Source organism: Xanthobacter sp. YC-JY1 (assembly GCF_021730305.1).
Taxonomy (GTDB): Bacteria; Pseudomonadota; Alphaproteobacteria; order Rhizobiales; family Xanthobacteraceae; genus Xanthobacter; species Xanthobacter flavus.
On sequence record NZ_CP032674.1, the window covers coordinates 3,862,075 to 3,888,342 of the forward strand.

Here is a 26,268-nt window from a genome sequence, read left to right on the forward strand (position 1 = left end):
GGAAGCGGCCGCCTTCTGTCGAGGCGTTCCTCATCCGTGAAATACTGTATACGGTGTTCAGAACTCCGTATCAATCCCATCTTGCCGGAAATCGGTTGCGCGCTGCAGCACGACCCAAGGTCAGGACGGGTGAAACGGTACGGGCGGAAGCATGTGCTCCCGCCCGTCGCCTTGAGCCTTACTCGGCTGCCGCCGGCTCCTTGTGCCCGTTCAGCCGGGCCATCACCTTCGACACCAGCGGCCACACCAGCATCACCAGCGCCAGGGTGACGATGGAGCCCACCAGCGGGTTGGACCAGAAGATGGAGAGGTGGCCCTGCGAGACCAGCATGGCCTGCCGGAAGGACGATTCGGCCATGTCGCCGAGCACCAGGGCCAGCACCAGCGGCGCCAGCGGATACTGGAGCTTCTTGAACAGGTAGCCGATGACGCCGAAGACCAGCATGACCGCGATGTCGAGCCCGGCATTGTGCACCGTGTAGGCGCCCACCGCGCAGATCACGAGGATGACCGGCGCGATCACGCTGAACGGGATGCGCAGGATGGCCGCGAAGATCGGAACGGTGGTCAGCACCACGATCAGGCCGGCGATGTTGCCGAGATAGATCGAGGCGATGAGGCCCCACACGAAGTCCTTCTGCTCCACGAACAGCAGCGGGCCGGGCTGGAGACCCCAGATGAGGAGGCCGCCGAGCAGCACCGCCGCCGTGGGCGAGCCGGGGATGCCGAGGGTGAGCATGGGCAGGAGCGCCGAGGTGCCGGCCGCGTGGGCCGCCACTTCCGGCATCACCACGCCCTCCAGCTCGCCCTTGCCGAAGTTGTTTCCATTCTTGGAGAACTTCTTGGCGAGGCCGTAGCTCATGAAGGAGGCGGGCGTGGCGCCGCCGGGGGTCACGCCCATCCAGCAGCCGACGATGGCCGAGCGCAGGCAGCCGACCCAGTATTTCGGCAGCTTCTTCCAGGTCTCCCACACCACCTTGGCGTTGATGGCGGCGCTCTTGCCCTTGAAGGCGAGGCCTTCCTCCATGGTCAGCAGGATTTCGCCGACGCCGAACAGGCCGATGACCGCCACAAGGAAGTCGAAGCCGCGCAGCAGCTCCACCGAGCCGAAGGTCATGCGCAGCTGGCCCGTCACCGTGTCGATGCCCACCGCCGCGAGGGCGAAGCCGAGCATCATGGCCGAGATCACCTTGGCCGCCGGCTCGCGTCCCATGCCGACGAAGGCGCAGAAGGTGAGGAGGTAGACCGCGAAGAACTCCGCCGGCCCGAACTGCAGCGCGAACTTGGCGATGACCGGGGCGAGGAAGGTGATGAGCAGCACGGCGAAGAAGGCACCGATGAAGGAGCCGGTGAAGGCCCCCGTCAGCGCCTCGCCGGCTTTCCCCTTCTGGGCCATGGGGTGCCCGTCGAAGGTTGTGGCCACGCTCCAGGGCTCGCCGGGAATGTTGAACAGGATGGAGGTGATGGCGCCGCCGAACAGGGCTCCCCAATAGATGGAGGAGAGCATGATGATCGCCGACACCGGCGTCATGGAGAAGGTGAGCGGCAGGAGGATGGCGACGCCGTTGGCCCCGCCCAGCCCCGGCAGCACGCCGATGAGGACGCCGAGCGCGATGCCGACGAACATGTAGATGATGTTCATGGGGTCGGCGAGGACACCGAACCCTCCGATGAGTGACGTGAGCGCTTCCACGGGGTCCTCCGTTGCGCCCCCCGGCCGCTTCTGTGGCGGCTCGCGCGGGGTCGGGCGCGTTGCCTGTTGTGCGTCGATGGTCTCGAATCGATGGATGGGCGTCGCATCGCCCCTGGTCCGCCGGGTCGAGCCGGGCGGAGATCGTCTTTCGCCTCCCGCGGCCCCGGTGGCGGGGCGCGCGGGCGGGACCGCGGCGCAGGGCGCCGGCGGTCAGTAGCCGAGCGCGGTCTCGAGCGGGCCCTTGGGCAGCGGCACGAGGAACCAGATCTCGAACATGACGAAGAGGGCGAGCGGCACGCCCACGGCGACGGGGATGATCTTCGCCACCGGGTATTTGCCGAGCCACCACATGAAGAAGGCGATGAACACCGCCGAAGCGAGATAGATTCCGACGAGGAAGATCAGGCCCACATAGACTGTCGTCGGGATCAACACCTGCATCACCGAGACGAGCTGCGAGCGATCGACGAAGTTTCCAAGGTCGGGATGGCGGCTCACCAGCGCCGTCACCAGGGTGACGGTGGAGGCGATGAACATGATGAGGCCGACATAGAAGGGGAAGTAGCCGGCCTGCGGGCCGTCCGACGCCCAGCTCGCGCCAACGCGCCAGCTGTCGGACATGACGACGGCCGCGAGGGCCATGAACAGCACCGCCACCGCCGCGTCCATGGTGCGGTTGGTGACGGTCTTCTCATTGTGCGCGGTGGGGGCGGAATGCCCGCTTTCGGTGCTCATGGGATCAGATCCTTGAAGCGCCCCGCCGGTCAGGCATCCTTCTCAGGCATCCTGCGGGGCTTCAATACGGGGCCGGTCACGGCCGGGGCACACGGCGGTCATGTTCCGCGCGGCGTCCCGGTTGGGCTTCCCAGATCGGCGCACGGGGTCGGCGGCCGGCTCGGCCCCGCCGTCGCGCGGCGAAGCCTCTGCCGTCCCCTGCCCTTTCCATGTCGGCGGCCTAGCGGCCGCCGCGGCACGGGCGCCGCGAACCTCGTCGCCTACTTCGCCAAGTTACTTGGCGACGAAGCCCGCCTTCTCCATGAGGTCCTTGTGCGTGGCCTCGGCCTTGGTGAGCCAGGCCGCGTATTCCGGACCGCTCAGGGCCGTCGTGTTGAAGGCACCCTTCTGCATGAATTCCTGCCACTCGGGCGTGGCGCGGACCTTCTTGAACAGCTCGACGAAGTAATCGACCTGATCCTTGGTGGCATTCGGCGGCATGAGGATGCCACGCAACATCAGATATTCGATGTCGAGGCCGGATTCCTTGCAGGTCGGGATGTCGGCCCAGGACTTGCCGTTTGCGATGGGCTCCTTGTAGGGCAGCCGCTGGTAGTCGAACACGCAGAGCGGCTTCAGCTCGCCCGCGCGCCACTGGGACACCGCCTCGATGGGGTTGTTGACCGAGGCGGTCACATGACCGCCCACCAGCTGGGCCGCGACATCGCCGCCGCCCTTGTACGGCACGTAGATGAACTTGGCGCCGGTCTTCTGCTCGATCGCGGCAGTGATGATCTGGTCTTCCTGCTTGGAGCCGGTGCCGCCCATCTTGAAAATCTGGTCGCCGGAGGCCGCCTTGAGCGCGTCCAGGAAGCCCTTCACATCATTGTAGGGGGCCTTGGCGTTCACCCACAGGACGAATTCGTCGAGCGCCAGCATGGAAACCGGGGTCATGTCCTTCCAGGAGAAGGGCACGCCGGTGGCGAGCGGAGTGGTAAAGAGATTCGAGAGCGAGATGATGATCTTGTGGGGGTTCCGGTTGGAGCCCTTCACGTCGAGGAAGCCCTCGGCGCCGGCGCCACCCGACTTGTTGATGACCACCAGCGGCTGGCTCATCAGGCTGTTCTTCTGGACGATACCCTGGATCATCCGCGCCATCTGGTCGGCGCCGCCGCCGGTGCCGGCGGGGACGATGAACTCCACGGTCTTCGTCGGCTCCCAGGCCGCATGGGCCATGGCCGGCGCGAGAGCCGCCGTGACCGCGATTGCAGCCACACCTCTCCTGACGATCTTGGCGATTGCCGAATGCATCTGATTTTCCTCCCCACGTCCGCGTTCTTTTTGGTGCGGATCGCAATTCCAGAGCTTGTTTCAACCGGCGCCTGCTGCGCCGGGCAAGTTCCCGATAACATCAATGTTCGTCGAACCCCTGGGCTTAGCCTCTATGGAGCAGACGAAAACGGGACTTCAGCCTGTTTTGACATCGCGCATTTTCACCAATACGCGATTTATGCCGGCAATTGAGTTGGCGTTCCCACCGTTGCCGTTACGGCGGCTTGGCAAGAGTATAGACCAAGGGAGGGGTGTCAATTGGAATTTTCAATTCGGAATTAGGTACGTTGTATGCCACAACTTTGGAATACTGTATTCCAGCTACGGAGGGCCGCCTCAACGGAAGGCGGCGTAGTCCTGCGGCAGGTTTTCATCGGCACCTGAATACAGGCGCGTCATCTGCTCCGCCGCCGCCACCACGCGCCGGCCGAGGCGCTGGATGCGATCCTCGCTCATGCGCACCGCCGGCCCGGACACCGAAACCGCACCGATGGGATCGCGCCATTCGTTGAGGATGGCGGCCGCGACCGCGCGCATGCCGGGGGCGTGCTCCTCCCGGTCCACGGCGAAGCCGCGCTCCAGGATTTCGGCCACGTCGTCCATCAACGCCCGCTCCTCGCGGCGGGTGGCGGTGGTGAAGGGCTCGTAGCGGATCTGGGCGAGACAGGCGCCGCGGAAGGAGGGGCTCGCGGCGGCGAGCACCGCCTTGCCGGCGGCGGTGGCATGCAGCGGCAGCCGCGCGCCCAGGCGGAAGAAGGCGCGCACGGGGGCATGGGCCTCCGCCTGCGCCACCACCACCAGCTCCATGGCATCGAACATGGCGAGGTTCACGGTCTCGTCTGTCTCGTGGAGGAGACGGCGAATCACCGGGCGGCCGATATCGGGCAGCTTGCGGATGCGCAGATAGGCCGAGCCGATGCGGAACAGGCCGAGGCCCACCGTCCATAGGCCGGTGGAGAGGTCGTGATTGACCAGCTGGCGCTTCTCCAGCGTCGTCAGCAGGCGGTGCACCGTGGAGACGGGCAGCTCGGCGCGCCGGGCGATTTCGGCCAGCGCCATGCCGTCCTGGTCGGCGACCACGCGCAGCAGGGCGATGGCGCGGTCCAGCGACTGGACCTCGGCCCCGCCCTCCGACGACGTGCCGGAGGCCGGCCGTCCCCTGCGCCGCGGTGCAACCTCGGTGTCCGGCATGCCGCTTTCTCCTCCCACTTCGTTGCCCACCAAACTATCGTTCCCCTCGCCCCCGTCCACCCCGCGCGCTGCCCCTGCGTCAAATTTTCCACGTTGCGGAATTAATTTCCATAAGTATGGTGTCGGTCACTTGCCGAACGGCGGGGCTGCCCGCTAATCTGGTATACATAATACGACATAGATCGCGCACTGCAGGGAGGATCAGCCATGAAGGTATGCATTTACGGTGCCGGAGCCATCGGCGGCTATCTGGGCGTCCAGCTCGCCCAGGCCGGCGCCGAGGTCAGCCTTGTGGCCCGCGGTGGCCACCTGGAGGCCATGCAGACCAATGGCGTGAAGCTGCTGATCAACGGCGAGGAGCGCGTCGCCAAGGTGCGCGCCACCGACGACCCGCGCGAGCTCGGCCCGCAGGATTACGTCATCATCGCCCTCAAGGGACATTCGGTGCCCGGCGTGGTGGAGCAGATGCGCCCCCTCCTCGGCAACGACACCTCCGTCGTCACCGCCGTGAACGGCGTGCCCTACTGGTATTTCTACAAGAATGGCGGCCAGCTGGAGAACCGGACCCTCGCCACCATCGATCCCGGCGCGAAGCAGTGGGAAGTGCTGCGCCCCGAGCGCGCCATCGGCTGCATCGTCTATCCCGCGACCGAGGTGGTGGCGCCGGGCGTCATCCAGCACATCTATGGCGACAAGTTCCCCCTCGGCGAGCCGTCGGGCGAGATCACGCCCCGCGTCACCGCCCTCAGCCAGATGATGGAGAAGGGCGGCCTGCGCGCGCCGGTGATGACCAACATCCGCGACGAGCTGTGGCTGAAGCTGTGGGGCAACCTCTGCTTCAACCCCATCAGCGCCCTCACCCACGCCACCCTCGACCTCATCGCCGCCGATCCCGGCACCCGCGCCGTGGCCAAGGCCATGATGCTGGAGGCGAAGGCCATCGCCGAGCGTATCGGCGTGAACTTCCGCGTGGACGTGGAACGCCGCATCAACGGCGCCGGCGCCGTGGGCGCGCACAAGACCTCCATGCTGCAGGATCTGGAGCGTGACCGCCCCATGGAGATCGATCCTTTGGTCAGCGTCGTCCAGGAAATGGGCCAGATGCTGGACATGCCCACCCCCACCCTCGACGTGGTGCTCGCTCTGGTGCGCCAGCGCGCCGCCATGGCCGGCCTCGGCGGCATTCTCGCCAACCCGCCGCTGACCGCCGCCGATCTCGAGCCGCAGAAGAAGGCCGCCGTGCACTGAGCCCCCTCCCCCGATGGCCGGGCCCGCCCGGTCATCGCATGCGGCACCAGGGTGATGGAAAATGAAAAGGCCGGGCGCTTGCCCGGCCTTTTTCATGTCTGTGTCGCTTCAGGAAAACCGCGCTGCCATCGACCTTGCACCCGCCCATCGGACGGGAGGCGCCCCCGATGGGCGCCTTGATCGGGATGCGTTCAGTTGCTCTCGGTCTGCGCGGCGGCAGGAGAGACGGGGGAAGCGGCGTCGGCCGGCTGGCTGGCGTTCAGCGCCATGCCTGTCAGCACATAGCCCAGCACGAGAGCGGCAAACACGGCGATTCGCTTGGTCATCCTCGATCCTCGGAACTTGCGTCGCGGCTTCCGTTGCCGACGACACCCTTGCGGCGGTGCAGCACGAATACGCTTCCCGTGCGGCACCGGAGCTGAATGAGTGTGTCAGCACCGGTTCATAAAGACTGAACGGCACCGGGGTGTTCCCCGGAAATCGTCCGGGGCGTGGCCTGCCCCGCCGGCACTGCGACCGGGGTATCGCCCCCGCGACTCGACCGCAGCGAAACCGGGTTTACACCGCGCCGCGTCACGTGTCTGTGTCCTGCGAGTCACAGCGCCCCTGCGTGAACCGGGGTGGTAAAGCAGCGGTTTACGCAGGTGAGCGGGGCCGTGAGCAGCCGGGTAAGGCCCCTGCCCCGCCGGCCGGCGGGAGGCCGCGCCGCGGGCTGGCGAAAGGCCGCGCCGGCAGGTCCGCGCGGCGCTTTACTCGGATCGTTCGAGGCTCTAAGCGAGGGCACCCTTTCGCGACGCAGCAAGGCGCCCATGCTCCGCAAGCTCTACGACTGGATCATCGCGTATTCGTCGAAGCCGTCGGCGCCCTGGGCCCTCGCCCTCGTCGCCTTTGCGGAAAGCTCGGTGTTTCCGGTCCCGCCGGACGTGCTCCAGGTGCCCATGACGCTGGCGCGGCCGGACAAGGCCTGGCGCTACGCCCTCATCGCCACCATCGCCTCGGTGCTGGGCGGCCTCGTCGGCTACGCCATCGGCGCGCTGCTCTATGACAGCGTGGGCAAGTTCCTCATCGACCTCTACGGCTACGGCCAGAAGGTCGACCAGTTCCGCGCAGCCTATGCCCATTACGGGCACTGGGTGATCCTCTTAAAGGGGCTCACGCCGATCCCGTTCAAGCTGGTGACCATCACCTCGGGCTTTGCGAACTACAGCCTGTTCTGGTTCATCGTGCTGTCGGTCATCACCCGCGGCGCCCGCTTCTTCCTGCTGGCGGCGCTGCTGCACTATTTCGGCCCGTCGGCGCGCGAGTTCATCGAGAAGCGGCTCGGCCTCGTCACGCTGGGTCTGCTGGCGGTGGTGGTGCTGGGACTGGTGGCGGCGGCCTACTTCATCTGAGGCCGCCGGCCTTCCTTACTGACCTTTCGGACGCGACAGGACCGAGGCGGTGCCCGCCGACGCGCTGTCGGTGGTCGCCGTGCCGGCGCCCGCCTTGCGCTTCTGCGGCTGGGCGGGGCTCGCCGGGGTCGCGGAGGGCGCGGCATTGGCCGATTGCTGGGCGGCGGTCTGCCCGGCCGGCGCATTCGCACTGGCGCCGGGCGCCGGCTGGGCCGGAGGCGTCGCAGCAGCGGGAGCCGGTGCGGCAGCAGGCGCAGGCGTGGGGACGACCGGTGCGGCAGGGGCCACGGCCGCAGGCGCGGGCGTGACGGCGGCCAGGGTCGCCTCCGGCGGGCGCTGGGGCGGCAGCGGCGCCGGGGTTCCGGCCATCGAAGGCGACGGGGCGGCGGAATAGGACGGTGCCGGGGCCGGCGGAACGGCACGCGCCGTCGCGGGCGGCGCCTGGCGCTGGGGCGCGGGAGCCGGCGCCGCCACGGCGGGTCCGCCGGGAATGGTGCGCGCGCTGACCACGCGGCCGGTAAAGGCATTCACCCGCAGCAGCGCCCGCCCCTCCTGATCGGATGCGGCGATGAGATAGAAGCGGCCAGAGAGCTTGGGCGCGCCGATATTCCAGTAGCCCAGGCTCTGGACGATGCCGCGGATCTCCTCCGGCGGCAGCACGGGATAGCGCGCCTGCGGCACGCCATACGCCCCGCTGGGATAGGTGCCGGGGGGATAGGCGCCGGGCGGCACCGGATAGCCGCGCGGCGCAAGGCCCGGCTGCCCCTCATAGATCAGCACCTGCGCCGCAGCCGGCAGCGCGCTGCCGAGGAGAAGGGCAGAGACGGCCGCCGCGCGCAGCACCGGCCGGGAGCCGACGGGAAGAGGGACGGTGTGGGGCACGGCGCTGCTCCGGATCGATAGAAGTGGCGTTGGACGCTTCGCATCGATCGGCCGGCGCCTGTGTATCCGGTCTCGCGCGGGCACGCAGGCTTAAGCAGCATCTGGCGAAGCGCCCGATTCCCGGTCACATAAGCCTTCCAATGCGGCAGCCGTGGGACCGGACGGGGTCGGGCGGGCGGCATCGGGCGCGGGTGCCCTCGGGAGGCGCCGAAATCCCGTTGCGCGAGGGACAACCGCCCCGTACCGTTCTTGCGCCAGAACCGCCGGTCGCGCAATTTTTCGCCAATTTGACCGCTTCTGCGCCATCGTGGCGCTTGTGAGGCTGCTGCTTTTCTGTCATCTTCGCCGAGATAGGGCAGTCGTACTTCCCTATCTCCCGTGCGCGCTGAATTGCCGAGCTCACGTTCCACAGGGCTGGCCCGCCGCTGGCCGAAGTCGGACGGAGGCGCAGTTCCGCGCGGCGCGGCTGTGGTGCAAAAGTTGCAAAGCAGGTATCGGATATCGCCGGGACGTCCCGTCCGGGCGAAGGGGGTCCGGCGCCCGGCGCGATGCGCACGGGCCCGACAGTCTGGGGAAGCCGGCGGCACAGCCGGCAATGGCGGGCAGCGTGCTGCCCTATGGAAAAGGAATGGTCAGATGGCACCGATGGATCGCAAGGATGGCTTGATCGGAAGCGTGGCTCACACTGCCGCCGCCGTGAAAGACCCGGCGATCGTCGGCCGTCCGGACGCTTTCGGCCTGTTCGACCCGGCGCACGAGCGTGACGCCTGCGGCGTCGGCTTCATCGCCGACATCAAGGGCCGCAAGAGCCACCGCATCGTGCAGGACGGCATCAACATCCTGCTCAATCTGGAGCACCGCGGCGCGGTGGGCGCCGATCCGCGCGCCGGCGACGGCGCGGGCATGCTGGTGCAGATCCCGCACAAGTTCTTCGCCAAGGAGGCGGCCCGCCTCGGCATCACCCTGCCCGAGCCCGGCGAATATGCCGTCGGCCACATCTTCATGCCGCGCGATCCCGAGGGCGAGGCTATCGTGCGCGCCGCCTATGAGCGGGTGGTGGCGGAAGAGGGCTTCGTGCTCATCGGCTGGCGCGACGTGCCCACCGACAATTCCTCCCTCGGCGTCAGCGTGCTGCCGACCGAGCCCAAGCATGTGCAGATCTTCATCGGCCGCGGCGAGTTCGCGGGCGACGAGGACGGCTTCGAGCGCCGCCTGTTCGTGCTGCGCAAGGTGATTTCCAACACCGTCTACGGCGCCAAGGACCCGCGCACCGCCGGCTATTACCCGGTGTCGCTGTCCTGCCGCACGCTGGTCTACAAGGGCATGTTCCTGGCCGACCAGCTCGGCGCCTATTATCCGGACCTGCACGACCCGGACTTCGAGAGCGCGCTCGCCCTGGTGCACCAGCGCTTCTCCACCAACACCTTCCCGGCCTGGCCGCTGGCCCACCCCTATCGCATGGTGGCGCACAACGGCGAGATCAACACCCTGCGCGGCAACGTCAACTGGATGGCGGCGCGGCAGGCGAGCGTGGATTCGGAGCTGTTCGGCGCCGACATCTCCAAGCTCTGGCCCATCAGCTACGAGGGCCAGTCCGACACTGCCTGCTTCGACAACGCGCTGGAATTCCTGGTGCAGGGCGGCTACTCGCTGCCCCACGCGGCCATGATGCTGGTGCCCGAGGCCTGGGCCGGCAACCCGCTCATGGACGAGGAGCGGCGCGCCTTCTACGAGTATCACGCCTCCCTCATGGAGCCGTGGGACGGCCCCGCCGCCATCGTCGCCACCGACGGCCGCCAGATCGTCGCGACGCTGGACCGCAATGGCCTGCGCCCCGCCCGCTACATGGTGACGAGCGACGACACCATCGTCCTCGCCTCGGAAATGGGCGTGCTCACGCTGCCCGAGGAGAAGATCGTCACCAAGTGGCGCCTCCAGCCCGGCAAGATGCTGCTGGTGGACCTCGAGGAAGGCCGCCTCGTCCCCGACGAGGAGATCAAGACCGAGCTGGCCCGCGCCAACCCCTACAAGGAGTGGTTGAAGCACACCCAGCTGGTGCTGGAAGACCTGCGCCCCGTGGAGGCGCGCGAGGTGCGCACCGACGTCTCGCTGCTCGATCGCCAGCAGGCGTTCGGCTACACGCAGGAAGACCTCAAGCTGCTCATGGCGCCCATGGCCATCACCGGCCAGGAAGCGGTCGGCTCCATGGGCACCGACACGCCCATCAGCGTGCTGTCCAACAAGTCGAAGTCGCTGTTCAGCTACTTCCAGCAGAACTTCGCGCAGGTGACGAACCCGCCCATCGACCCGATCCGCGAGGAGCTGGTGATGAGCCTCGTCTCCTTCATAGGGCCGCGGCCGAACATCTTCGACCTGGAGGGCAACGCCCGCCGCAAGCGCCTTGAGGTGCGCCAGCCCATCCTCACCAACGAGGACCTGGAGAAGATCCGCTCCATCGGCTTCATGGAGGAGCGGTTCGACACCCGCACGCTGGACATCACCTACCCGTCCGACAAGGGCGCGGCGGGCATGGAGGATGCCGTCGAGCGCCTCTGCGAGCGCGCCGAGGCGGCCGTCCATGGCGGCTACAACATCATCATCCTGTCCGACCGCATGATCGGACCGGACCGCATCCCGATCCCGGCGCTGCTCGCCACGGCGGCGGTGCACCACCACCTCATCCGCAAGGGCCTGCGCACCTCGGTCGGTCTCGTGATCGAGACCGGCGAGGCGCGGGAAGTGCATCACTTCGCCTGTCTCGCCGGCTACGGCGCCGAGGCCATCAACCCCTATCTCGCCTTCGAGACCCTGCTCTCCATGAAGGACGAGATTCCGGAGGAGGTGGACGACAAGGAGATCGTGAAGCGCTTCATCAAGTCCATCGACAAGGGGCTGCTGAAGGTGATGTCCAAGATGGGCATCTCCACCTATCAGTCCTATTGCGGCGCGCAGATCTTCGACGCGGTGGGCCTCTCCTCCGACGTGGTGAGCAAGTATTTCTTCGGCACCGCCACCACCATCGAGGGCGTGGGCCTGCCGGAGATCGCCGAGGAGACCGTGCGGCGGCACACCCTCGCCTTCTCCGATGCGCCCATCTTCCGCATGGCGCTCGATGTGGGCGGCGAATACGCCTACCGCATCCGCGGCGAGGACCATGCCTGGTCGCCGGACTCGGTCGCCACCCTGCAGCACGCCGTGCGCGGCAATGCGCAGGACAAGTACAAGGCGTTCGCCGCCATGATCAACGAGGAGGACAAGCGCCTCCTCACCGTGCGCTCGCTGTTCCGCATCAAGGGCGCTGAAGAGATCGGGCAGGCGAGCGTGGACATCTCCGAGGTGGAGCCCGCCTCCGAGATCGTGAAGCGCTTCGTCACCGGCGCCATGTCGTTCGGCTCCATCTCGCGCGAGGCGCACACCACCCTCGCCATCGCCATGAACCGGATCGGCGGCAAGTCGAACACCGGCGAGGGCGGCGAGGAGCCCGAGCGCTTCAAGCCCCTGCCCAATGGCGACAGCATGCGCTCCGCCATCAAGCAGGTGGCCTCCGGCCGCTTCGGCGTGACGGCGGAATATCTCGTCAATTCCGACGTGATGCAGATCAAGGTCGCGCAGGGCGCCAAGCCCGGCGAGGGCGGACAATTGCCCGGCCACAAGGTGGACGCGGTGATCGCCAAGGTGCGCCACTCCACCCCGGGCGTGGGTCTCATCTCCCCGCCCCCGCACCATGACATCTATTCCATCGAGGACCTCGCCCAGCTCATCTACGACCTGAAGAACGTGAACCCCGACGCGGACGTGTCGGTGAAGCTCGTCTCCGAGGTCGGCGTGGGCACGGTGGCGGCCGGCGTCGCCAAGGCGCGCGCCGACCACATCACCATCTCCGGCTTCGAGGGCGGCACGGGCGCGAGCCCGCTCACCTCCATCAAGCACGCCGGCTCGCCTTGGGAGATGGGCCTCGCCGAGACCCAACAGACGCTGGTGGCCAACCGCCTGCGCTCGCGCGTCGCGCTGCAGGTGGATGGCGGCCTGCGCACCGGCCGGGACGTGGTGATCGGCGCCCTGCTCGGTGCCGACGAGTTTGCCTTCTCCACCGCCCCGCTCATCGCGGCGGGCTGCATCATGATGCGCAAGTGCCACCTGAACACCTGCCCGGTGGGCGTGGCCACGCAGGACCCGGTTCTGCGCAAGCGCTTCAAGGGCACGCCCGAGCACGTCATCAACTACTTCTTCTTCATCGCGGAAGAGGTGCGCGAGCTCATGGCCTCCCTCGGCTTCCGCAAGGTGGAGGAGATGGTGGGCCGCGCCGACGTGCTGGACCAGAAGGCCGCCATCGACCACTGGAAGGCCAAGGGCCTCGACTTCTCGCGCATCTTCGCGGTGCCGCAGATGCCGGCCGACGTGGGCATCCGCCACACCGAGCGTCAGCACCACCCCATCGAGAAGGTGCTCGACCGCACCCTCATCGCGAAGGCGGCCCCGGCGCTGGAGCGCGGCGAGCGCGTGGAGATCGAGACGCCGATCCGCTCGGTGGACCGCTCCGCCGGCGCCATGCTCTCGGGCGCGGTGGCGAAGGCCTATGGCGGCGCCGGCCTGCCCGACGACACCATCCACGTCACCCTGTCGGGCACCGCGGGCCAGGCCTTCGGCGCCTTCCTCGCGGCGGGCGTCACCTTCGACCTCATCGGCGAGGCCAACGACTATGTGGGCAAGGGCCTGTCGGGCGGGCGCATCATCGTGCGGCCGCCGGCCCATTCGGCCATCGTGCCTGAAAACTCCATCATCGTCGGCAACACCGTGATGTATGGCGCAACCGAGGGCGAGTGCTACTTCCACGGCATCGCCGGCGAACGCTTCGCGGTGCGCAATTCGGGGGCAATCGCCGTCGTCGAAGGCACCGGCGACCATGGCTGCGAGTACATGACCGGCGGCATCGTGGTGGTCATCGGCCCCACGGGACGCAACTTCGCGGCCGGCATGTCCGGTGGCGTCGCCTACGTGCTCGACGAGGACAAGAGCTTCGCCAAGCGCTGCAACCTCTCCATGGTGGACCTGGAGCCGGTCGAGGAGGAGGAGGATCTCCTGGAGCGCCTCCACCACCACGGCGGCGACCTGGAGTTCAAGGGCCGCATCGACGTGCAGGGCGACATGTCCCGCCACGACGAGGAGCGCCTGCACCAGCTCATCGCCAAGCACCTGCACCACACGGGCTCGGCGCGGGCGCAGATGATCCTCGACAACTGGGCGGACTACCGCTCCAAGTTCGTCAAGGTGATGCCGGTGGAATACCGCCGTGCCCTGCGCGAGATGGAGAAGCGCCGCGGCCTCGCGGCGGCCGAATGAGGCAGGAGCGTCCCCTCTTCGGAGGGGACGCCGGCCGGCCCCGAACGGCCGGCGAGCGGGCCGGTAGCCCGTGCGGGAACGCGCGCGAAAACCGAGTCCTCAAGCTGGAACAATTCTTGTAATGGAACTGGTGGTGCGGCACGCGGAGACATCCGGCGCGCGCGGCGGTTCCCTCAAGGTTCGCCAACGAGGTTTTTATGGGCAAGGTCACGGGGTTCCTGGAGATTGATCGGCGCGAGCAGAAGTATCAGCCCGCATCCGACCGCATCCGCCATTTCCGCGAGTTCACGCTGCCGCTGCCCGACGCCGAGGTGGAGAACCAGGCGTCGCGCTGCATGGATTGCGGCATCCCCTTCTGCCACGGCTCCACCGGCTGCCCGGTCAACAACCAGATCCCGGACTGGAACGACCTCGTCTATCGCAACGAGTGGGAAGAGGCCTCGCGCAATCTCCACTCCACCAACAATTTCCCCGAGTTCACCGGCCGCATCTGCCCCGCCCCGTGCGAGGAAGCCTGCACGCTGAACCTCGAGGACGTGCCCGTCACCATCAAGACGGTGGAGCAAGCCATCGCCGACAAGGCGTGGAAGAAGGGCTGGATCAAGCCCGAGCCCGCCGCCGTAAAGACCGGCAAGAAGGTGGCCATCATCGGCTCCGGCCCGGCGGGCCTCGCCGCCGCCCAGCAGCTCGCCCGCGCCGGCCACGACGTGCATGTCTATGAGCGCGAGCCCAAGGCCGGCGGCCTGCTGCGCTACGGCATCCCCGACTTCAAGATGGAGAAGCACCACATCGACCGCCGAGTGAAGCAGATGGAGGCGGAAGGCGTGACCTTCCACTACAACGAGAATATCGGTGTGGTGCGCCCCCTGCAGGAGCTGCTCGACGGCCATGATGCGGTGCTGCTCGCCGGCGGCTCCGAGGCCCCGCGCGATCCCGGCCTGCCCGGGCAGGAGATGGAAGGCGTGCACTTCGCCATGCCCTATCTCGTGCAGTCCAACCGCCGCGAGGGCGACGAGCCGGTGAACGAGATTCCGATCCTCGCCGGCGGCAAGCATGTGGTGGTGGTGGGCGGCGGCGACACCGCCTCCGACTGCGTGGGCACGGCCTTCCGCCAGGGCGCGCTCTCGGTCACCCAGCTCGACATCCGCGCGGTGCCGCCCATGAAGGAGGACAAGCTGGCGGTGTGGCCCTTCTGGCCCACCAAGTTCCGCACCTCCTCCTCCCAGGCCGAAGGCGCCGAGCGCGAGTTCGCCTGCGCGACGCTCGGCATCGAGGGCCGCAACGGCCGCGTCACCGGCGTGAAGTGCGCCCGCGTGGATGCCAAGCGCCAGCCCATTCCCGGCACCGAGTTCGTGCTGCGCGCCGATCTCGTCTTCCTCGCCATCGGCTTCGCCCACCCGCTGTTCTCCGGGCTCATCGAGCAGTCCGGCGCGGCGCTGGACAAGCGCGGCAACGTGAAGGCGGACGAGGAGGCCTATGCCACCTCCGTGCCGAAGCTCTACGCCGCCGGCGACATGCGCCGCGGCCAGTCGCTGGTGGTCTGGGCCATCCGCGAAGGCCGTCAGGCCGCCCACGCCATCGACAAGGACCTGATGGGCGCCACCACCCTGCCCCGCTGAGGCCCACGGCCTGAGCCGCAGATCGAGATCGCTTGATCCTGAAAGCAAAAGCCCCCGGCCATCGGCCGGGGGCTTTTTTGTGCGTCGTTGGCGCGGCCCGCATTGCGCGGCGGCTCGCAGAGCGAGCCGCTTCCCCTTCGCGCCCTCAGATGTTCGTCTTGTCGGCGCCCTTCAGCTCCAGGATCTCGCGCGCCTCGTCGGGGCTGGCCACTTCCAGTCCCAGACCCTCGATGATCTTGGCGGCGAGCTTCACCTGATCGGCGTTGGAGGTGGCGAGCTTGCCACGGCCGGCCCAGAGCGAATCCTCCAGCCCCACCCGGATGTTGCCACCCATCGAGGCGGCCATGGCGGCAATCGGCAGCTGGTTGCGGCCGGCGCCGAGCACGGACCAGCGATACTGGTCGCCGAACAGCCGGTCGCAGGTGCGCTTCATGTGCATCACGTCCTCGGGGTGGGGACCGATGCCGCCGAGCAGCCCGAACACGGATTGCACGAACAGCGGCGGCTTCACCAGCCCGCGCTCCAGGAAGTGCGCGAGATTGTAGAGATGGCCGATGTCGTAGCACTCGAACTCGAAGCGCGTGCCGTTATCGTAGCAGGTGGTCAGGATATATTCGATATCCTTGAAGGTGTTGCGGAAGACGAGATCGCGCGTGTTCTCGAGATGCGTCTTCTCCCACGGATGCTTGAACTCCTTGTACTTGTCGAGCAGGTGGAACAGCCCGAAATTCATGGAGCCCATGTTGAGGGAGGCGACCTCCGGCTTGAAGGTGGCGGCGGGCAGCACGCGCTCCTCCACCTTCATGTAGGGGCTGCCGCCGGAGGTGATGTTGATGACCGCGCTGGTCGCCTGCTTGATGCGCGGCAGGAAGGGCGCGAAGGCCTCCGGCGTCTGGTCCGGCTGGCCGGTCTCCGGGTTGCGCGCATGCAGATGCAGGATGGCCGCGCCGGCCTCGGCTGCCTTCAGCGCGTCGGCGACGATCTCGTCCGGCGTGATCGGCAGATAGGGCGACATGGTGGGGGTGTGGATCGCCCCCGTGATGGCGCAGGTGATGATGACCTTGCGGTTGGATTTCTTGGGGGCGGCCTCGGTCATGACGGTCTTGCCTCTATGGTCGGGAATGTCGGAAAGGCGAAAGCTTCAGGCGCCGATGTCCTTGTCGGCCTTGCGCTTGTGGGCGGCCAGCGCCATCAGCCGGCGGTCGCGCCACACCTGCCGCTCCTGAAGGGCATCGTGGGCGAGGCGCGCGCGGCGCTCGGCCAGCACGGTCTCCAGCACCGGGCCGGCCCAGTCCACGCGGCGCCACTGGTCGGGCGAGATACGCTCATAGATCTGCTGGTAGCGCGCCACATAGTCCGCGACGCCGCCGGGCGCGTTGAGGTCGATGGTCTCGAACGGCCCCATGAAGGACCAGCGCAAGGCGAGCCCCTCGCGGATGCCGATGTCCACGTCCTCGACGCTGGCATAGCCGTCCGCCACGAGGCGGAACGCCTCTTCCAGCAGCGCGCCCTGCATGCGGTTCATCACGAAGCCGTCCAGCTCGCGCTTCATCACGATGGGCGACTGGCCGGCGGCGCGCATGAGGTCGGCGGCGCGGGTCATGGTGTCCGCGGAGGTCCAGGGCGCGGGCACCACCTCCACGGCCGGGATCAGATAGGGCGGGTTGATGGGGTGGCACACGCACACCCGCTCGCGATGCGTCAGGGTCTCGGTAAAGCGCGAGGGCAGGATCGCCGAGGTGGAGGAGGCAAGCACCGTCTCGGGCGCGGCGAGCGCGTCCAGCTCCGCATAGAGCGCCTGCTTGAGGGCGAGATCCTCAGGCGCATTCTCCTGCGCGTGGACGGCGCCCTCCAGCGCCTCGGCATAGGAGGCGGCGGCGGAAAGGCGCGCGCGGACGGCCTCGGGGCTCGCGCCGTTGAGGAGGTCGTTGTCCGCGAGGTCGGGCAGCACGCCCTCGATGTAAGCCAGCGCCGCCTCCGGCGCGCCCGACGCCTTGTCGGCGAGCGCCACGTCGAAGCCGGCGCGGGCGAACGTGATGGCCCAGGCGCGGCCGATGAAGCCGGAGCCGATGATGGCGATCTTGGTCATGACTGCCTCATTGCGGAAGAAAATCCCTTCTCCCCTCGTGGGAGAAGGTGGATCGCGGCACAGCCGCGATCCGGATGAGGGGGTGGTGTCGTTTGACCGATGAGTGAGATGGTGGAGAGGCTCCTCCCCCTCACCCCCGGCCCCTCTCCCGCAAGGGGAGAGGGGTGGCTTTTGGAGATCACACCCCCGCCCCTCACAGCCACAGCACCTGCCTCCGAAGGTCGAGGTCGCGCGCCAGCGGCCGGGCGGGGCCTTCGTGGACCACCTCGCCGCGCTCCAGCACCACCGCGCGGTCGGCGAGGTTCAGCACCACGTCGAGATGGTGATCGACGATGACGAGGGTGAGCGAGCGGCGCAGCCGGTCGAAGGCGTCGAACAATTCTTCCGTCACCGCCGGGGACAGGCCCTCGAAGGGCTCGTCCAGCAGCAGCACGCGGGTGTCGCCCATGAGCGCGCGGGCCACCGCCACCATCTGCTGCTCGCCGCCGGAGAGGAGGTCGGCCGGCGTGTCCATGCGCACCTTGAGGCGGGGGAAGAGGTCCAGCACCTCCTCCTCGCTGAAATGCTTGCCGGCCCCGGTGATGCGCTTCAGACGCCCGAGTTCGAGATTGTGGCGCACGCTCATGCCGTGGAACAACGCCCGCCCCTGCGGCACATAGCCGACGCCGCGCCGGGCGATGGCGGCGGAGGAGAGGCCCATGAGTTCCTCACCCGCCAAGGTCAGAGACCCGTTCATGGGCTTGACGATGCCGGTGATGGCCTTGAGCAGGGTAGACTTGCCCGCCCCGTTGCGGCCGAGCAGCGCGAGGATCTCGCCCTCCTTCGCCTCCAGCGAGACGCCGGCGAGGATGCGGCTCTTGCCGTAGAAGGCGTCGATGCCGTGGAGCCTCAGCATAACGGTGTCGGTGGCGGCGGATTCGAGGTCGCGGGCGGCAAGGGCGGCGGCGCCGGAGCCGATATAGACCTCCTGCACGCGCTTGTCGGAGCGCGCATCCTCCACCGTGCCGTCCACCAGCACCGCGCCATCGGCCATCACGGTCACCGCGTCTGCCAGCTCGAACACCCGGTCGATGTCGTGCTCCACGAGCAGCACCGGCACCTCGGCGGAAATGTCCTTGATGAGGTTGGAGACGCGGTTGCGCTCCGCCGCCGCAAGGCCCGCCAAAGGCTCGTCCAGCAGCAGCACGCGCGGGCGGGAAGTGAGCGCGAGGCCCATGTCCAGCAGGCGCTGCCCGCCATAGGAGAGCGCACCCGCCTCCGCCCGTTCCATGCCGGCGACCCCGAGGAAGGCCACCATCTCCGCCGTCTCGGCGTTGATCTCAGGGATGGCGGCGGCATCGCGCCACGGGTTGAGACGGCTCTTGTGGGTGGCCTGCACGCCGAGGCGCAGGTTTTCCTCCACCGAGAGGGTCGGGAACAGGTTGGTGATCTGGAAGGAGCGCGCGAGGCCCTTCATGCACACGGCGTTGGGCGAGAGCCCGTCGATGCGCTCTCCGGCGAGGCGGATCTCGCCGGAATTGGGCGGGAACATGCCGGAGATCATGTTGAAGGTGGAGGTCTTGCCCGCGCCGTTGGGGCCGATGAGGGCGTGGAGCGTCCGGTCCTTCACCGCCACCGCGCCCGACCGCACGGCCTTGATGGCGCCGAAGCCCAGGGCGAGGTTCTTCGCCTCCAGGAGCGGCGCGGGGCTCTCCCACCGCGCCCGGGCGGTGAGGGACGACGGCAGGGGCCGCCGCTCCGCCGAGGTGCGCCGGCCCATGGCGGCGGCCTCGACGGTCTTCTTGCGGAGCGGCGCCAGCAGCCGGCCGGCGACGCCGACGAGCCCGGTGGGCGAGAAGACGATGAAGGCCATGAACAGCAGGCCGAACCAGAACAGCCAGTTCGCCGTCCACATGGACAGGAACTCGCGGAACAGCACGAAGAACAGCGCGCCCAGGGCCGGCCCGAGGAAGGAGCGCATGCCGCCGATGACCACCATGGCCAGAAGCTCGCCGGAGAAGGCGATGGCGATGGGATCGGCCGAGGCGAAGCGGTGGTTGAAGGCGAGCAGCGCCCCGGCGAACGCCGTGAGGCCGGCCGAGAGGGTGAAGCAGGCGATCTTGTAGGCCCGCGTATCGTAGCCGATGAAGCGCGCCCGCTGCTCGTTCTCGCGGATGGCGACCAGCACCGTGCCCACCGGCGAGCGCACGAAGCGCTGGAGGGTGAGGATGATGAGGAAGGCCGCCACCGCCACCACCCAGTAGAAGGTGGCGTTGCGATCCACATCGAGGCCGAGGAAGGGGCCGCGATTGACGCCGCCGAGGCCGTTCTCGCCGCCGGTCACGGCGGTCCAGCGGAAGGCGACGGTATAAGCGAGCGCCGTCAGCGCCAGCGTCAGCAGGGAGAAATAGACGCCGCGCCGGCGCAGCACCACATAGCCCACCGGGATGGCCGCCAGCGTCACCAGCACCGCCGCCGGGATGGCGAGCACGAGGCCCCAGTCCGGAAACAGCCGCTGCTGGAGGAGCGCCGCCGCATACGCGCCGAGGCCGAACCAGGCGCCATGGCCGAAAGAGACGAGGCCGGTGTAGCCGACGAGCAGGTTCAGCGCCATGCAGGCGAGGGCGAGGATCACCACGTCGGTCGCGGACGTCACCGTCAGTCCGAGGGCGGAGAGCAGCGCCGGCAGCACGGCGAGCGCCGCGGCGGCGACGATGAGGTTGGCATTGCGGGCGAGCATCGCGGCTCCTGAGGCGGGAGGGGTCGCAGTCACGAAAGGGGCGGCGGAGGCGGCGGGCGCGGGAGAGGCCTTGGGCATGTCGGTCACTCGAAGCGCAGGATGCGCTCGCCGAACAGGCCGCGCGGACGGGTGAGCAGCACCGCAAGCATCAGGACGTACATGGACGCCTCGGCCGCGGGCGGGATGAAATAGACGGTGAGGCCGCGCACAAGGCCCACCAGCAGCCCCGCCGCCACCACGCCCCAGAAGGAGCCGAGGCCGCCGATGACCACCACCACGAAGGCGGCGGTGAGGATTTCCGAGCCCATGGCCGGATGCACGCCGGAAATGGGCGCGAGCATGATGCCGGCGAGGCCCGCAAGGCCGATGCCGATGGCCGCCACTGCCGTCAGATAGGGGGTGAGCGAGATGCCCAGCGCGCCCACCATGTCCGGGTTCTGCACCCCGGCCCGCACCACGCGGCCGAAGGCGGTGCGCTGGAGCAGCAGCCACAGGCCGAGCACCGCCGCCGCCGCCACCACCAGAATGGCGAGGCGATAGCGCGAATAGATGAAGTCGCCGAGGAACACCTGGCCCTTCAGGAAGGCAGGGATGGAGAAGGGAATGGGCGTGGCGCCGAAGGCCATGCGCAGCGCCTGCTCGATCACCATGGCGAGGCCGAAGGTGAGCAGCAAGGAGAGGATGGGATCGGCCCGGTAGAAGCGCGAGAACAAGGTGCGCTCGATGACCATGCCGATGAGCGCCACGGAGAGAGGCGCGGCGACGAAGGCGGCGGGAAAGCCGAAGCGGTTGCCGACCTCGACGCCGATATAGGCGCCGATGGCATAGAAGCCGCCATGGGCGAGGTTCACGATGCCGCCGAGGGAGAAGATGAGCGAGAGGCCGAGGGCGATCAGCAGATAGGCGACACCCACCAGAAGCCCGTTGAGCAATTGCTCGATGAGGAAGACGAGTTCCATGGGCATGAAGTCTTCTCCGGCCTGAATACCGATCAAAAGCCCTCTCCCTTGCGGGAGAGGGGAGGCGTTTGCGCCCCGGACCAGCGATGGCGGAGCCGGAGCGCCGAGCCGGGGTCTAGCGGAAAGTTCGGCGAAGCCGGCAAAGCCCCGCCACCCTCCCCGCTTGAGCCGCCTTCGGCGAACCCTTGCGCTGGGCCCCGGCTCGCATTCCGCTCACGCTGCATGCGTCCGGGGCGCGAGGGCGGTGCAGGAGCGGGCCGAACGCCCTCTCCCGCAAGGGGAGAGGGGAGGAATCCTCACCCCGCAGGGAAGGTGCAGGCGTTCTCTTCCGGGGTGGGGGCGATGGCGGAAAGGGCGGTCTCGGCGCCCGGCACCGCAGGGCCGAGGATCATGAGGTCCCACTGGTCCTTGACCTCCGCCACCGGCCGGGCGGTGACGGTGTACATCTCCTGGATGAGCTGGTGGTCCCAGGAGCGGAAATAACCCTTGCGCGCCTTGAGGATATCCAGCTCCGGTTCCTTCTCGAAGAAGGCGATGAGGTCGGCCGCGGTCGTGCTCTTGGTCTCGATCATAGCGCGGGCCACGCACTTGGTGGCGACATAATCGCCCCAGGCTTGGTTCTCCGGCGGCTTGCCGAACTTCTTCACGAAGGCCGCGACGAAGGCCTTCGAGCCGGGGGTCGGCACATCATGGTGCCAGATCATGGGCCAGATGCCGCCGAAGGTGCCCTTGCCCGCGCCCCAGGCCACCGCCGTATCGAAGCCGAAGCCGCCGAACGGATACTTGAGGCCGAATTCCGAATACTGCTTGATGAAGTTGGTGATCTGGTTGCCGGCGAGGTTGGAGATCACCACGTCGGGGCGCGCCTGACGCACCTTGAGCAGATAGGGCGAGAAGTCCGTCGCGTCCGTGGGCACCAGCTCATCCGCAACCACCTCGCCACCATTCTGGGCGATGTAGCGCTTGGCGACGCGGGAGAGATCGTGGCCGAAGGCGTAATCGGCGGTGAGGAAGAAGAGCTTCTTGCCCTTGATGAGGCCGTCGCGCAGCATCGCCGCGCCCACCGCCTTCACATATTGGGTATTGGCGCCTTCCACATGGAACATGTAGCGGTTGCAATCCTTGCCGCGCAGGGCATCGGAATTGCCGCCGGTATTGACGAATACGGTCTTGTTGCGCGCCGCGACCTGCGCGATGGCCAGCGCCGAGGCGGAGGAAATCTCGCCCACGATCACCGCCGCCTTGTCGCGCTCGATGTAGCGCTCCGCCTTGGAGGAGGCGGTGGCGGGGTTCACGCTGTCTTCCATCACCAGGTTGATCTTGCGGCCATTGATGCCGCCGGCCGCGTTCAGCTCCTCCACCGCGAGCTGCACGCCCATCTGGCCGTAGGCGCCGAGCGGGCCGAGGAAGCCGGTGAGCGGGGTGAGGTGGCCGAAGGTCACGGTGTCGGCCTGCGCCTTCACGATGGCCGGCATGCCGACGCCGCCGAGAAGCGCGGCCGCGCCGACGCCCTTCAGGAGCGTGCGACGACCGACGGATGCGGACGCAATGCGGGCGTGATGGGGAATGTCGTTCACGGCGTCGTCTCCTCCCATGGATCCGGCTGGACGTTGCGGCGGCAGGATTTTTCCCGTTCGGACCGCACCGGAATGATTGCCGACTGGCTCGGCTATCTGTTATCTGTGATCACACATAGCAGACGCGGATCATGGAACACAAGACACCTTCCACCGGAGACGGCGATGCCGGAGAGGTCCGCGGCGAAGAGCCGGCGGTCACGCTCGATGCCCGCGTCGGCCGCATCGTCCGCCAGACATTGGCCGATCAGGTCTATGGCGATCTGAAGGAGCTGCTGCTCTCCGGCCGCGCCGCGCCGGGCGAGCGCTTCACCCTGCGCGGGCTCGCCGCCGCCATCGGCACCAGCGCCATGCCGGTGCGCGAGGCGGTGTCACGGCTGGTCGCCGAGAATGCGCTGGAAGTGCTGCCCAACCGCGCCGTGCGCGTGCCCCTCATGTCCCGCGCCCGCTTCGCCGAACTGCGGCTCATCCGCACGAGCCTTGAAGGCCTCGCCGCCGCCACCGCCGCCCGCGAGGCGACGGATGATGAGATCGCCGAGGTGATCCGCTGCGAGCGCGCCTTCGCCGCCGAGCGCGACAAGAAGAAGCCGGACGGCGCCGCCGCCATGCGCCACAACAAGGACCTGCACTTCGCCCTCTACCGCGCCGCCCACCTGCCCACCCTCATGGGCATGATAGAGGGTCTCTGGCTGCAGATCGGCCCCGTGCTCAACCTCGACTTCCGCGCCGGTCCGGAGCGGGTGCGGCAGGGGGAGGCCCACCTCCACCACGCTCAGCTCGTCGCCGCCCTCAAGGCCCGCGATTCGGACGCGGCACGGGACGCCTTGGTCGCCGATATCTGGAGTGCGGGCGACTTCATCCTCTCGCGCGACGTGCTTCCGGACTGACTCGATTCCGAACACGCGCCGAACGGCACCTGACACCACCGATACCCCACAAGAAAACCTCGGGAGAACGCCATGGACCTCGGCATTGCCGGCATCCGAGTCATCGTCACCGCCGGCGCCGGCGGCATCGGCCTGGAGATCGCCCGCGCCTTCCTGAAAGAGGGCGCGAAGGTCGAAGTCTGCGATGTGGACGATGCCGCCCTGGAAGCCCTCGGCGACACCGCCCCGGGGGCCACCGGAACCTGGTGCGACGTGTCCGACCGCGCCTCCGTCGCCGCCTTCATGGAGGGCGCGCTGGGGCGTCTCGGCGGCCTCGATGTGCTTGTAAACAATGCGGGAATCGCTGGCCCCACCGGCCGCGTGGACCAGATTTCTCCGGAGGACTGGGACCGCACTCTGGCGGTGGACATCACCGGCCACTTCAACGTCACCCGCCTCGCCGTGCCGGCCCTGAAGGAGAGCGAAAACGCCTCCATCATCGGCCTGTCCTCGGCCGCCGGCCGCTTTGGCTTTCCCCTGCGCTCGCCTTATGCGGCGGCGAAATGGGGGGTGGTGGGCTTCATCAAGTCCCTGGCCATGGAGCTGGGCGAATTCGGTATACGCGCCAATGCCATACTGCCCGGATCGGTAGACGGTCCGCGCATCCGCTCGGTGTTCGAGAACAAGGCGCGCGAGCGCAACATGTCCATGGAGGAGGTGCAGGCGATGGCCCTCTCCGCCACTTCTCTGAAGCGCCTCATCCCGCCGCAACACCTTGCCAATGTTGCGGTTTTCCTGTCATCTCCGATGGGCTCCACCATCTCCGGCCAGGCCATCGCGGTGGACGGCGACATGCAGATGCTGGTGTAGGCGCCTGAACCGCCGCCGCCCTCCAGCCCAGCCGGAGGGCGGCGAAAGTTCTTTCTTACCTGAGGGTTAGATCCCGGCCTGCGACACGAACTTGGGGTTCAGATAGGCCTCGATGGCCTCCGAGCCGCCCTCAGAGCCATAGCCGGAATCCTTGATGCCGCCGAAGGGAACCTCAGGCAGCGCAAGGCCCAGATGGTTGATGGTCATCATGCCCGCCTGCACCCGGTGCGCCACCTGCTGGGCGGTCTTGGCCGAGCGGGTATAGGCATAGGAGGCAAGGCCATAGGGCAGCCGGTTGGCCTCGGTGACGGCCTCCTCGAAATCCGAGAAGGGCAGCATCATGGCCAGCGGACCGAACGGCTCCTCGTTCATCATCCGCATCTCGCGGGTGACGCCCGTGACCACCGTGGGCTCGAAGAAATAGCCTTTGTTTCCAATGCGTGCGCCACCGGTCGCCACCTCGGCCCCCTTCTGGCGGGCATCGGCGATCAGGGCTTCCATGGCCGGGATGCGGCGCTCGTTGGCAAGCGGGCCCATGGTGGTGCCGGCGTCCAAGCCATTGCCCACCTTCACCGCCTTAGCGACCGTGACGAAGGCATCCACAAACTCCTCGTAGACGTTCTCCTGAATGAGGTAGCGGGTCGGCGAAACGCACACCTGCCCGGCATTGCGGAACTTGGCGGTGGCGATCTGCTTGGCCGCGGCGGTCACGTCCGCATCGTCAAAGACAATGACCGGCGAATGGCCCCCCAGCTCCATGGTGGCGCGCTTCATGTGCTCGCCCGCCAGCGCCGCCAGCCGCTTGCCCACGGGCGTGGAGCCGGTGAAGGTGATCTTGCGGATGGTCGGGTGCGGAATGAGATATTCGCTCACTTCCGCCGGCACGCCATAGACGAGGCCGATGACGCCGGCCGGAATGCCCACGTCCACGAAGGCGCGGATCAGCTCGGCGGGCGAGGCGGGCGTCTCCTCGGGCGCCTTAACGATGATGGAGCAGCCCGCCGCCAGCGCGCCGCACAGCTTGCGCACCACCTGGTTGATGGGGAAGTTCCACGGCGTGAAGGCCGCCACCGGCCCCACCGGCTCCTTGATGACGAGCTGATAGACGCCGGGCGCGCGGGCGGGAATGACGCGGCCATAGGCGCGGCGGGCTTCCTCGGCGAACCAGTCGATGATGTCGGCGGCCGCCAGCGTCTCCATCCGCGCCTCGACCAGCGGCTTGCCCTGCTCCAGCGTCATCAGCCGAGCGATGCCGTCGGCGCGCTCGCGCAGCAGGTCGGCGGCCTTGCGCATGAGCTTGGACCGCTCAAAAGCCGACACCTTGCTCCAGGTCGCGAAGCCGCGCTGGGTGGCCTCCAGCGCCGCGTCGAGGTCGGCGCGCGAGCAGTGGGCGACCGAGCCGATCTCCTCCTCCGTGGCAGGATTGATGACCGGGATGCGGCGGCCCCCCTCGGCATCGCGCCAGACACCGTCGATGTGGAGCTGGACGTTGGGATAGGCGTCGGACATTTGGCTTCCTCCTAGGGGCGCCGCACCGTGGACCGCGCGGGCGCCGGTCGAATCGGGCGTTCGAATCGGGCCTTGCGCCCCGGTGCGCCGTGGGCCGCCGTTCTTCGACCATCTGGCGAAGCGTGACGGGAGACGAGACCGGATGTGGAATGGCGGGCAGGCGCCGGGGCGGGCGGTCATCCTATGCGGCAAAGGTGCAATTGAGAACCTGCGGTGCGCGCGGGGAAACCGGGGGGAGGTCCGCAGCGTTGGCATGGCTGGACGGCGAA

At 68.0% G+C, this 26,268-nt stretch carries 19 protein-coding genes; 7 read left to right on the forward strand and 12 right to left on the reverse strand.

Features of this window, described 5'->3' with window-relative positions; all coding sequences use genetic code 11:
* Window positions 1-178 precede the first annotated feature (178 nt).
* The 3 genes from D7006_RS18090 to D7006_RS18100 all read right to left on the reverse strand — a co-directional run bounded on the left by D7006_RS18090 (window position 179) and on the right by D7006_RS18100 (window position 3,718).
* On the reverse strand, window positions 179-1,642 hold the full coding sequence (locus D7006_RS18090; RefSeq protein ID WP_210257869.1) for a tripartite tricarboxylate transporter permease: 1,464 nt from the start codon (window positions 1,640-1,642) through the stop codon (window positions 179-181).
* A 261-nt stretch (window positions 1,643-1,903) separates the two neighbouring features.
* Entirely contained in the window at window positions 1,904-2,428 is a 525-nt protein-coding gene (locus tag D7006_RS18095) for a tripartite tricarboxylate transporter TctB family protein (RefSeq protein ID WP_169123930.1), read from the reverse strand.
* A gap of 273 nt (window positions 2,429-2,701) precedes the next feature.
* Window positions 2,702-3,718 (reverse strand): tripartite tricarboxylate transporter substrate binding protein, encoded by a 1,017-nt coding sequence (locus D7006_RS18100; protein ID WP_237354035.1) that lies wholly within the window; start codon window positions 3,716-3,718, stop codon window positions 2,702-2,704.
* Between D7006_RS18100 and D7006_RS18105 the strand changes: the two genes are divergently transcribed.
* A complete protein-coding gene (locus tag D7006_RS18105; RefSeq protein ID WP_237354036.1) occupies window positions 3,713-3,931 on the forward strand; it encodes a hypothetical protein in 219 nt (72 codons plus the stop codon). The two genes, D7006_RS18100 and D7006_RS18105, sit on opposite strands and share 6 nt — an antisense overlap.
* A gap of 144 nt (window positions 3,932-4,075) precedes the next feature.
* On the opposite strand, the gene D7006_RS18110 is transcribed toward D7006_RS18105, so the two are convergent.
* Window positions 4,076-4,930 carry an IclR family transcriptional regulator gene (locus D7006_RS18110; RefSeq protein ID WP_169123931.1) on the reverse strand — a complete coding sequence of 285 codons (855 nt, stop codon included), beginning with the start codon at window positions 4,928-4,930 and terminating at the stop codon, window positions 4,076-4,078.
* A gap of 207 nt (window positions 4,931-5,137) precedes the next feature.
* Here D7006_RS18110 and D7006_RS18115 point away from each other — a divergent pair, with 207 nt between their 5' ends.
* Entirely contained in the window at window positions 5,138-6,178 is a 1,041-nt protein-coding gene (locus D7006_RS18115; RefSeq protein WP_169123932.1) for a 2-dehydropantoate 2-reductase, read from the forward strand.
* Between the two features lie 191 nt (window positions 6,179-6,369).
* On the opposite strand, the gene D7006_RS25315 is transcribed toward D7006_RS18115, so the two are convergent.
* Entirely contained in the window at window positions 6,370-6,504 is a 135-nt protein-coding gene (locus D7006_RS25315; protein WP_256444917.1) for a hypothetical protein, read from the reverse strand.
* A gap of 483 nt (window positions 6,505-6,987) precedes the next feature.
* Between D7006_RS25315 and D7006_RS18120 the strand changes: the two genes are divergently transcribed.
* A complete protein-coding gene (locus D7006_RS18120) occupies window positions 6,988-7,569 on the forward strand; it encodes a YqaA family protein (RefSeq protein ID WP_024280347.1) in 582 nt (193 codons plus the stop codon).
* A 15-nt stretch (window positions 7,570-7,584) separates the two neighbouring features.
* Here the strand turns inward: D7006_RS18120 and D7006_RS18125 are convergent, their stop codons facing one another.
* Entirely contained in the window at window positions 7,585-8,451 is an 867-nt protein-coding gene (locus D7006_RS18125; RefSeq protein ID WP_237354037.1) for a hypothetical protein, read from the reverse strand.
* 636 nt (window positions 8,452-9,087) lie between these two features.
* Here D7006_RS18125 and gltB point away from each other — a divergent pair.
* Together gltB and D7006_RS18135 are read left to right on the forward strand one after the other, a co-directional pair.
* The gene (gene gltB / locus D7006_RS18130; protein ID WP_229645249.1) at window positions 9,088-13,791 is read left to right on the forward strand and encodes a glutamate synthase large subunit; all 4,704 of its coding nucleotides are present in this window, start codon (window positions 9,088-9,090) and stop codon (window positions 13,789-13,791) included.
* Window positions 13,792-13,988: 197 nt separating this feature from the next.
* Window positions 13,989-15,410, forward strand: a complete 1,422-nt coding sequence (locus D7006_RS18135) for a glutamate synthase subunit beta (protein WP_169123935.1) — start codon at window positions 13,989-13,991, stop codon at window positions 15,408-15,410.
* Between the two features lie 145 nt (window positions 15,411-15,555).
* Here the strand turns inward: D7006_RS18135 and D7006_RS18140 are convergent, their stop codons facing one another.
* From D7006_RS18140 to D7006_RS18160, 5 genes are all read right to left on the reverse strand, one after another.
* A complete protein-coding gene (locus D7006_RS18140; RefSeq protein ID WP_024280351.1) occupies window positions 15,556-16,506 on the reverse strand; it encodes a 3-keto-5-aminohexanoate cleavage protein in 951 nt (316 codons plus the stop codon).
* Between the two features lie 45 nt (window positions 16,507-16,551).
* Window positions 16,552-17,499, reverse strand: a complete 948-nt coding sequence (locus tag D7006_RS18145) for a 3-hydroxyacyl-CoA dehydrogenase (protein WP_237354038.1) — start codon at window positions 17,497-17,499, stop codon at window positions 16,552-16,554.
* A 193-nt stretch (window positions 17,500-17,692) separates the two neighbouring features.
* Window positions 17,693-20,218 carry a branched-chain amino acid ABC transporter ATP-binding protein/permease gene (locus D7006_RS18150; protein ID WP_237354039.1) on the reverse strand — a complete coding sequence of 842 codons (2,526 nt, stop codon included), beginning with the start codon at window positions 20,216-20,218 and terminating at the stop codon, window positions 17,693-17,695.
* 83 nt (window positions 20,219-20,301) lie between these two features.
* Entirely contained in the window at window positions 20,302-21,177 is an 876-nt protein-coding gene (locus D7006_RS18155; protein WP_169124125.1) for a branched-chain amino acid ABC transporter permease, read from the reverse strand.
* A gap of 296 nt (window positions 21,178-21,473) precedes the next feature.
* Window positions 21,474-22,772 carry an ABC transporter substrate-binding protein gene (locus D7006_RS18160; RefSeq protein ID WP_371744963.1) on the reverse strand — a complete coding sequence of 433 codons (1,299 nt, stop codon included), beginning with the start codon at window positions 22,770-22,772 and terminating at the stop codon, window positions 21,474-21,476.
* Between the two features lie 113 nt (window positions 22,773-22,885).
* Here D7006_RS18160 and D7006_RS18165 point away from each other — a divergent pair, with 113 nt between their 5' ends.
* Both D7006_RS18165 and D7006_RS18170 read left to right on the forward strand, forming a co-directional pair.
* Window positions 22,886-23,641 carry a GntR family transcriptional regulator gene (locus tag D7006_RS18165; RefSeq protein WP_237354041.1) on the forward strand — a complete coding sequence of 252 codons (756 nt, stop codon included), beginning with the start codon at window positions 22,886-22,888 and terminating at the stop codon, window positions 23,639-23,641.
* 72 nt (window positions 23,642-23,713) lie between these two features.
* Complete coding sequence (locus D7006_RS18170; protein WP_237354042.1) at window positions 23,714-24,490, forward strand: SDR family oxidoreductase; 777 nt, start codon at window positions 23,714-23,716, stop codon at window positions 24,488-24,490.
* Between the two features lie 66 nt (window positions 24,491-24,556).
* Here the strand turns inward: D7006_RS18170 and D7006_RS18175 are convergent, their stop codons facing one another.
* Window positions 24,557-25,999, reverse strand: coding sequence for an NAD-dependent succinate-semialdehyde dehydrogenase (locus D7006_RS18175; protein ID WP_229645255.1), 1,443 nt, complete (start codon window positions 25,997-25,999; stop codon window positions 24,557-24,559).
* Window positions 26,000-26,268: the final 269 nt, after the last annotated feature.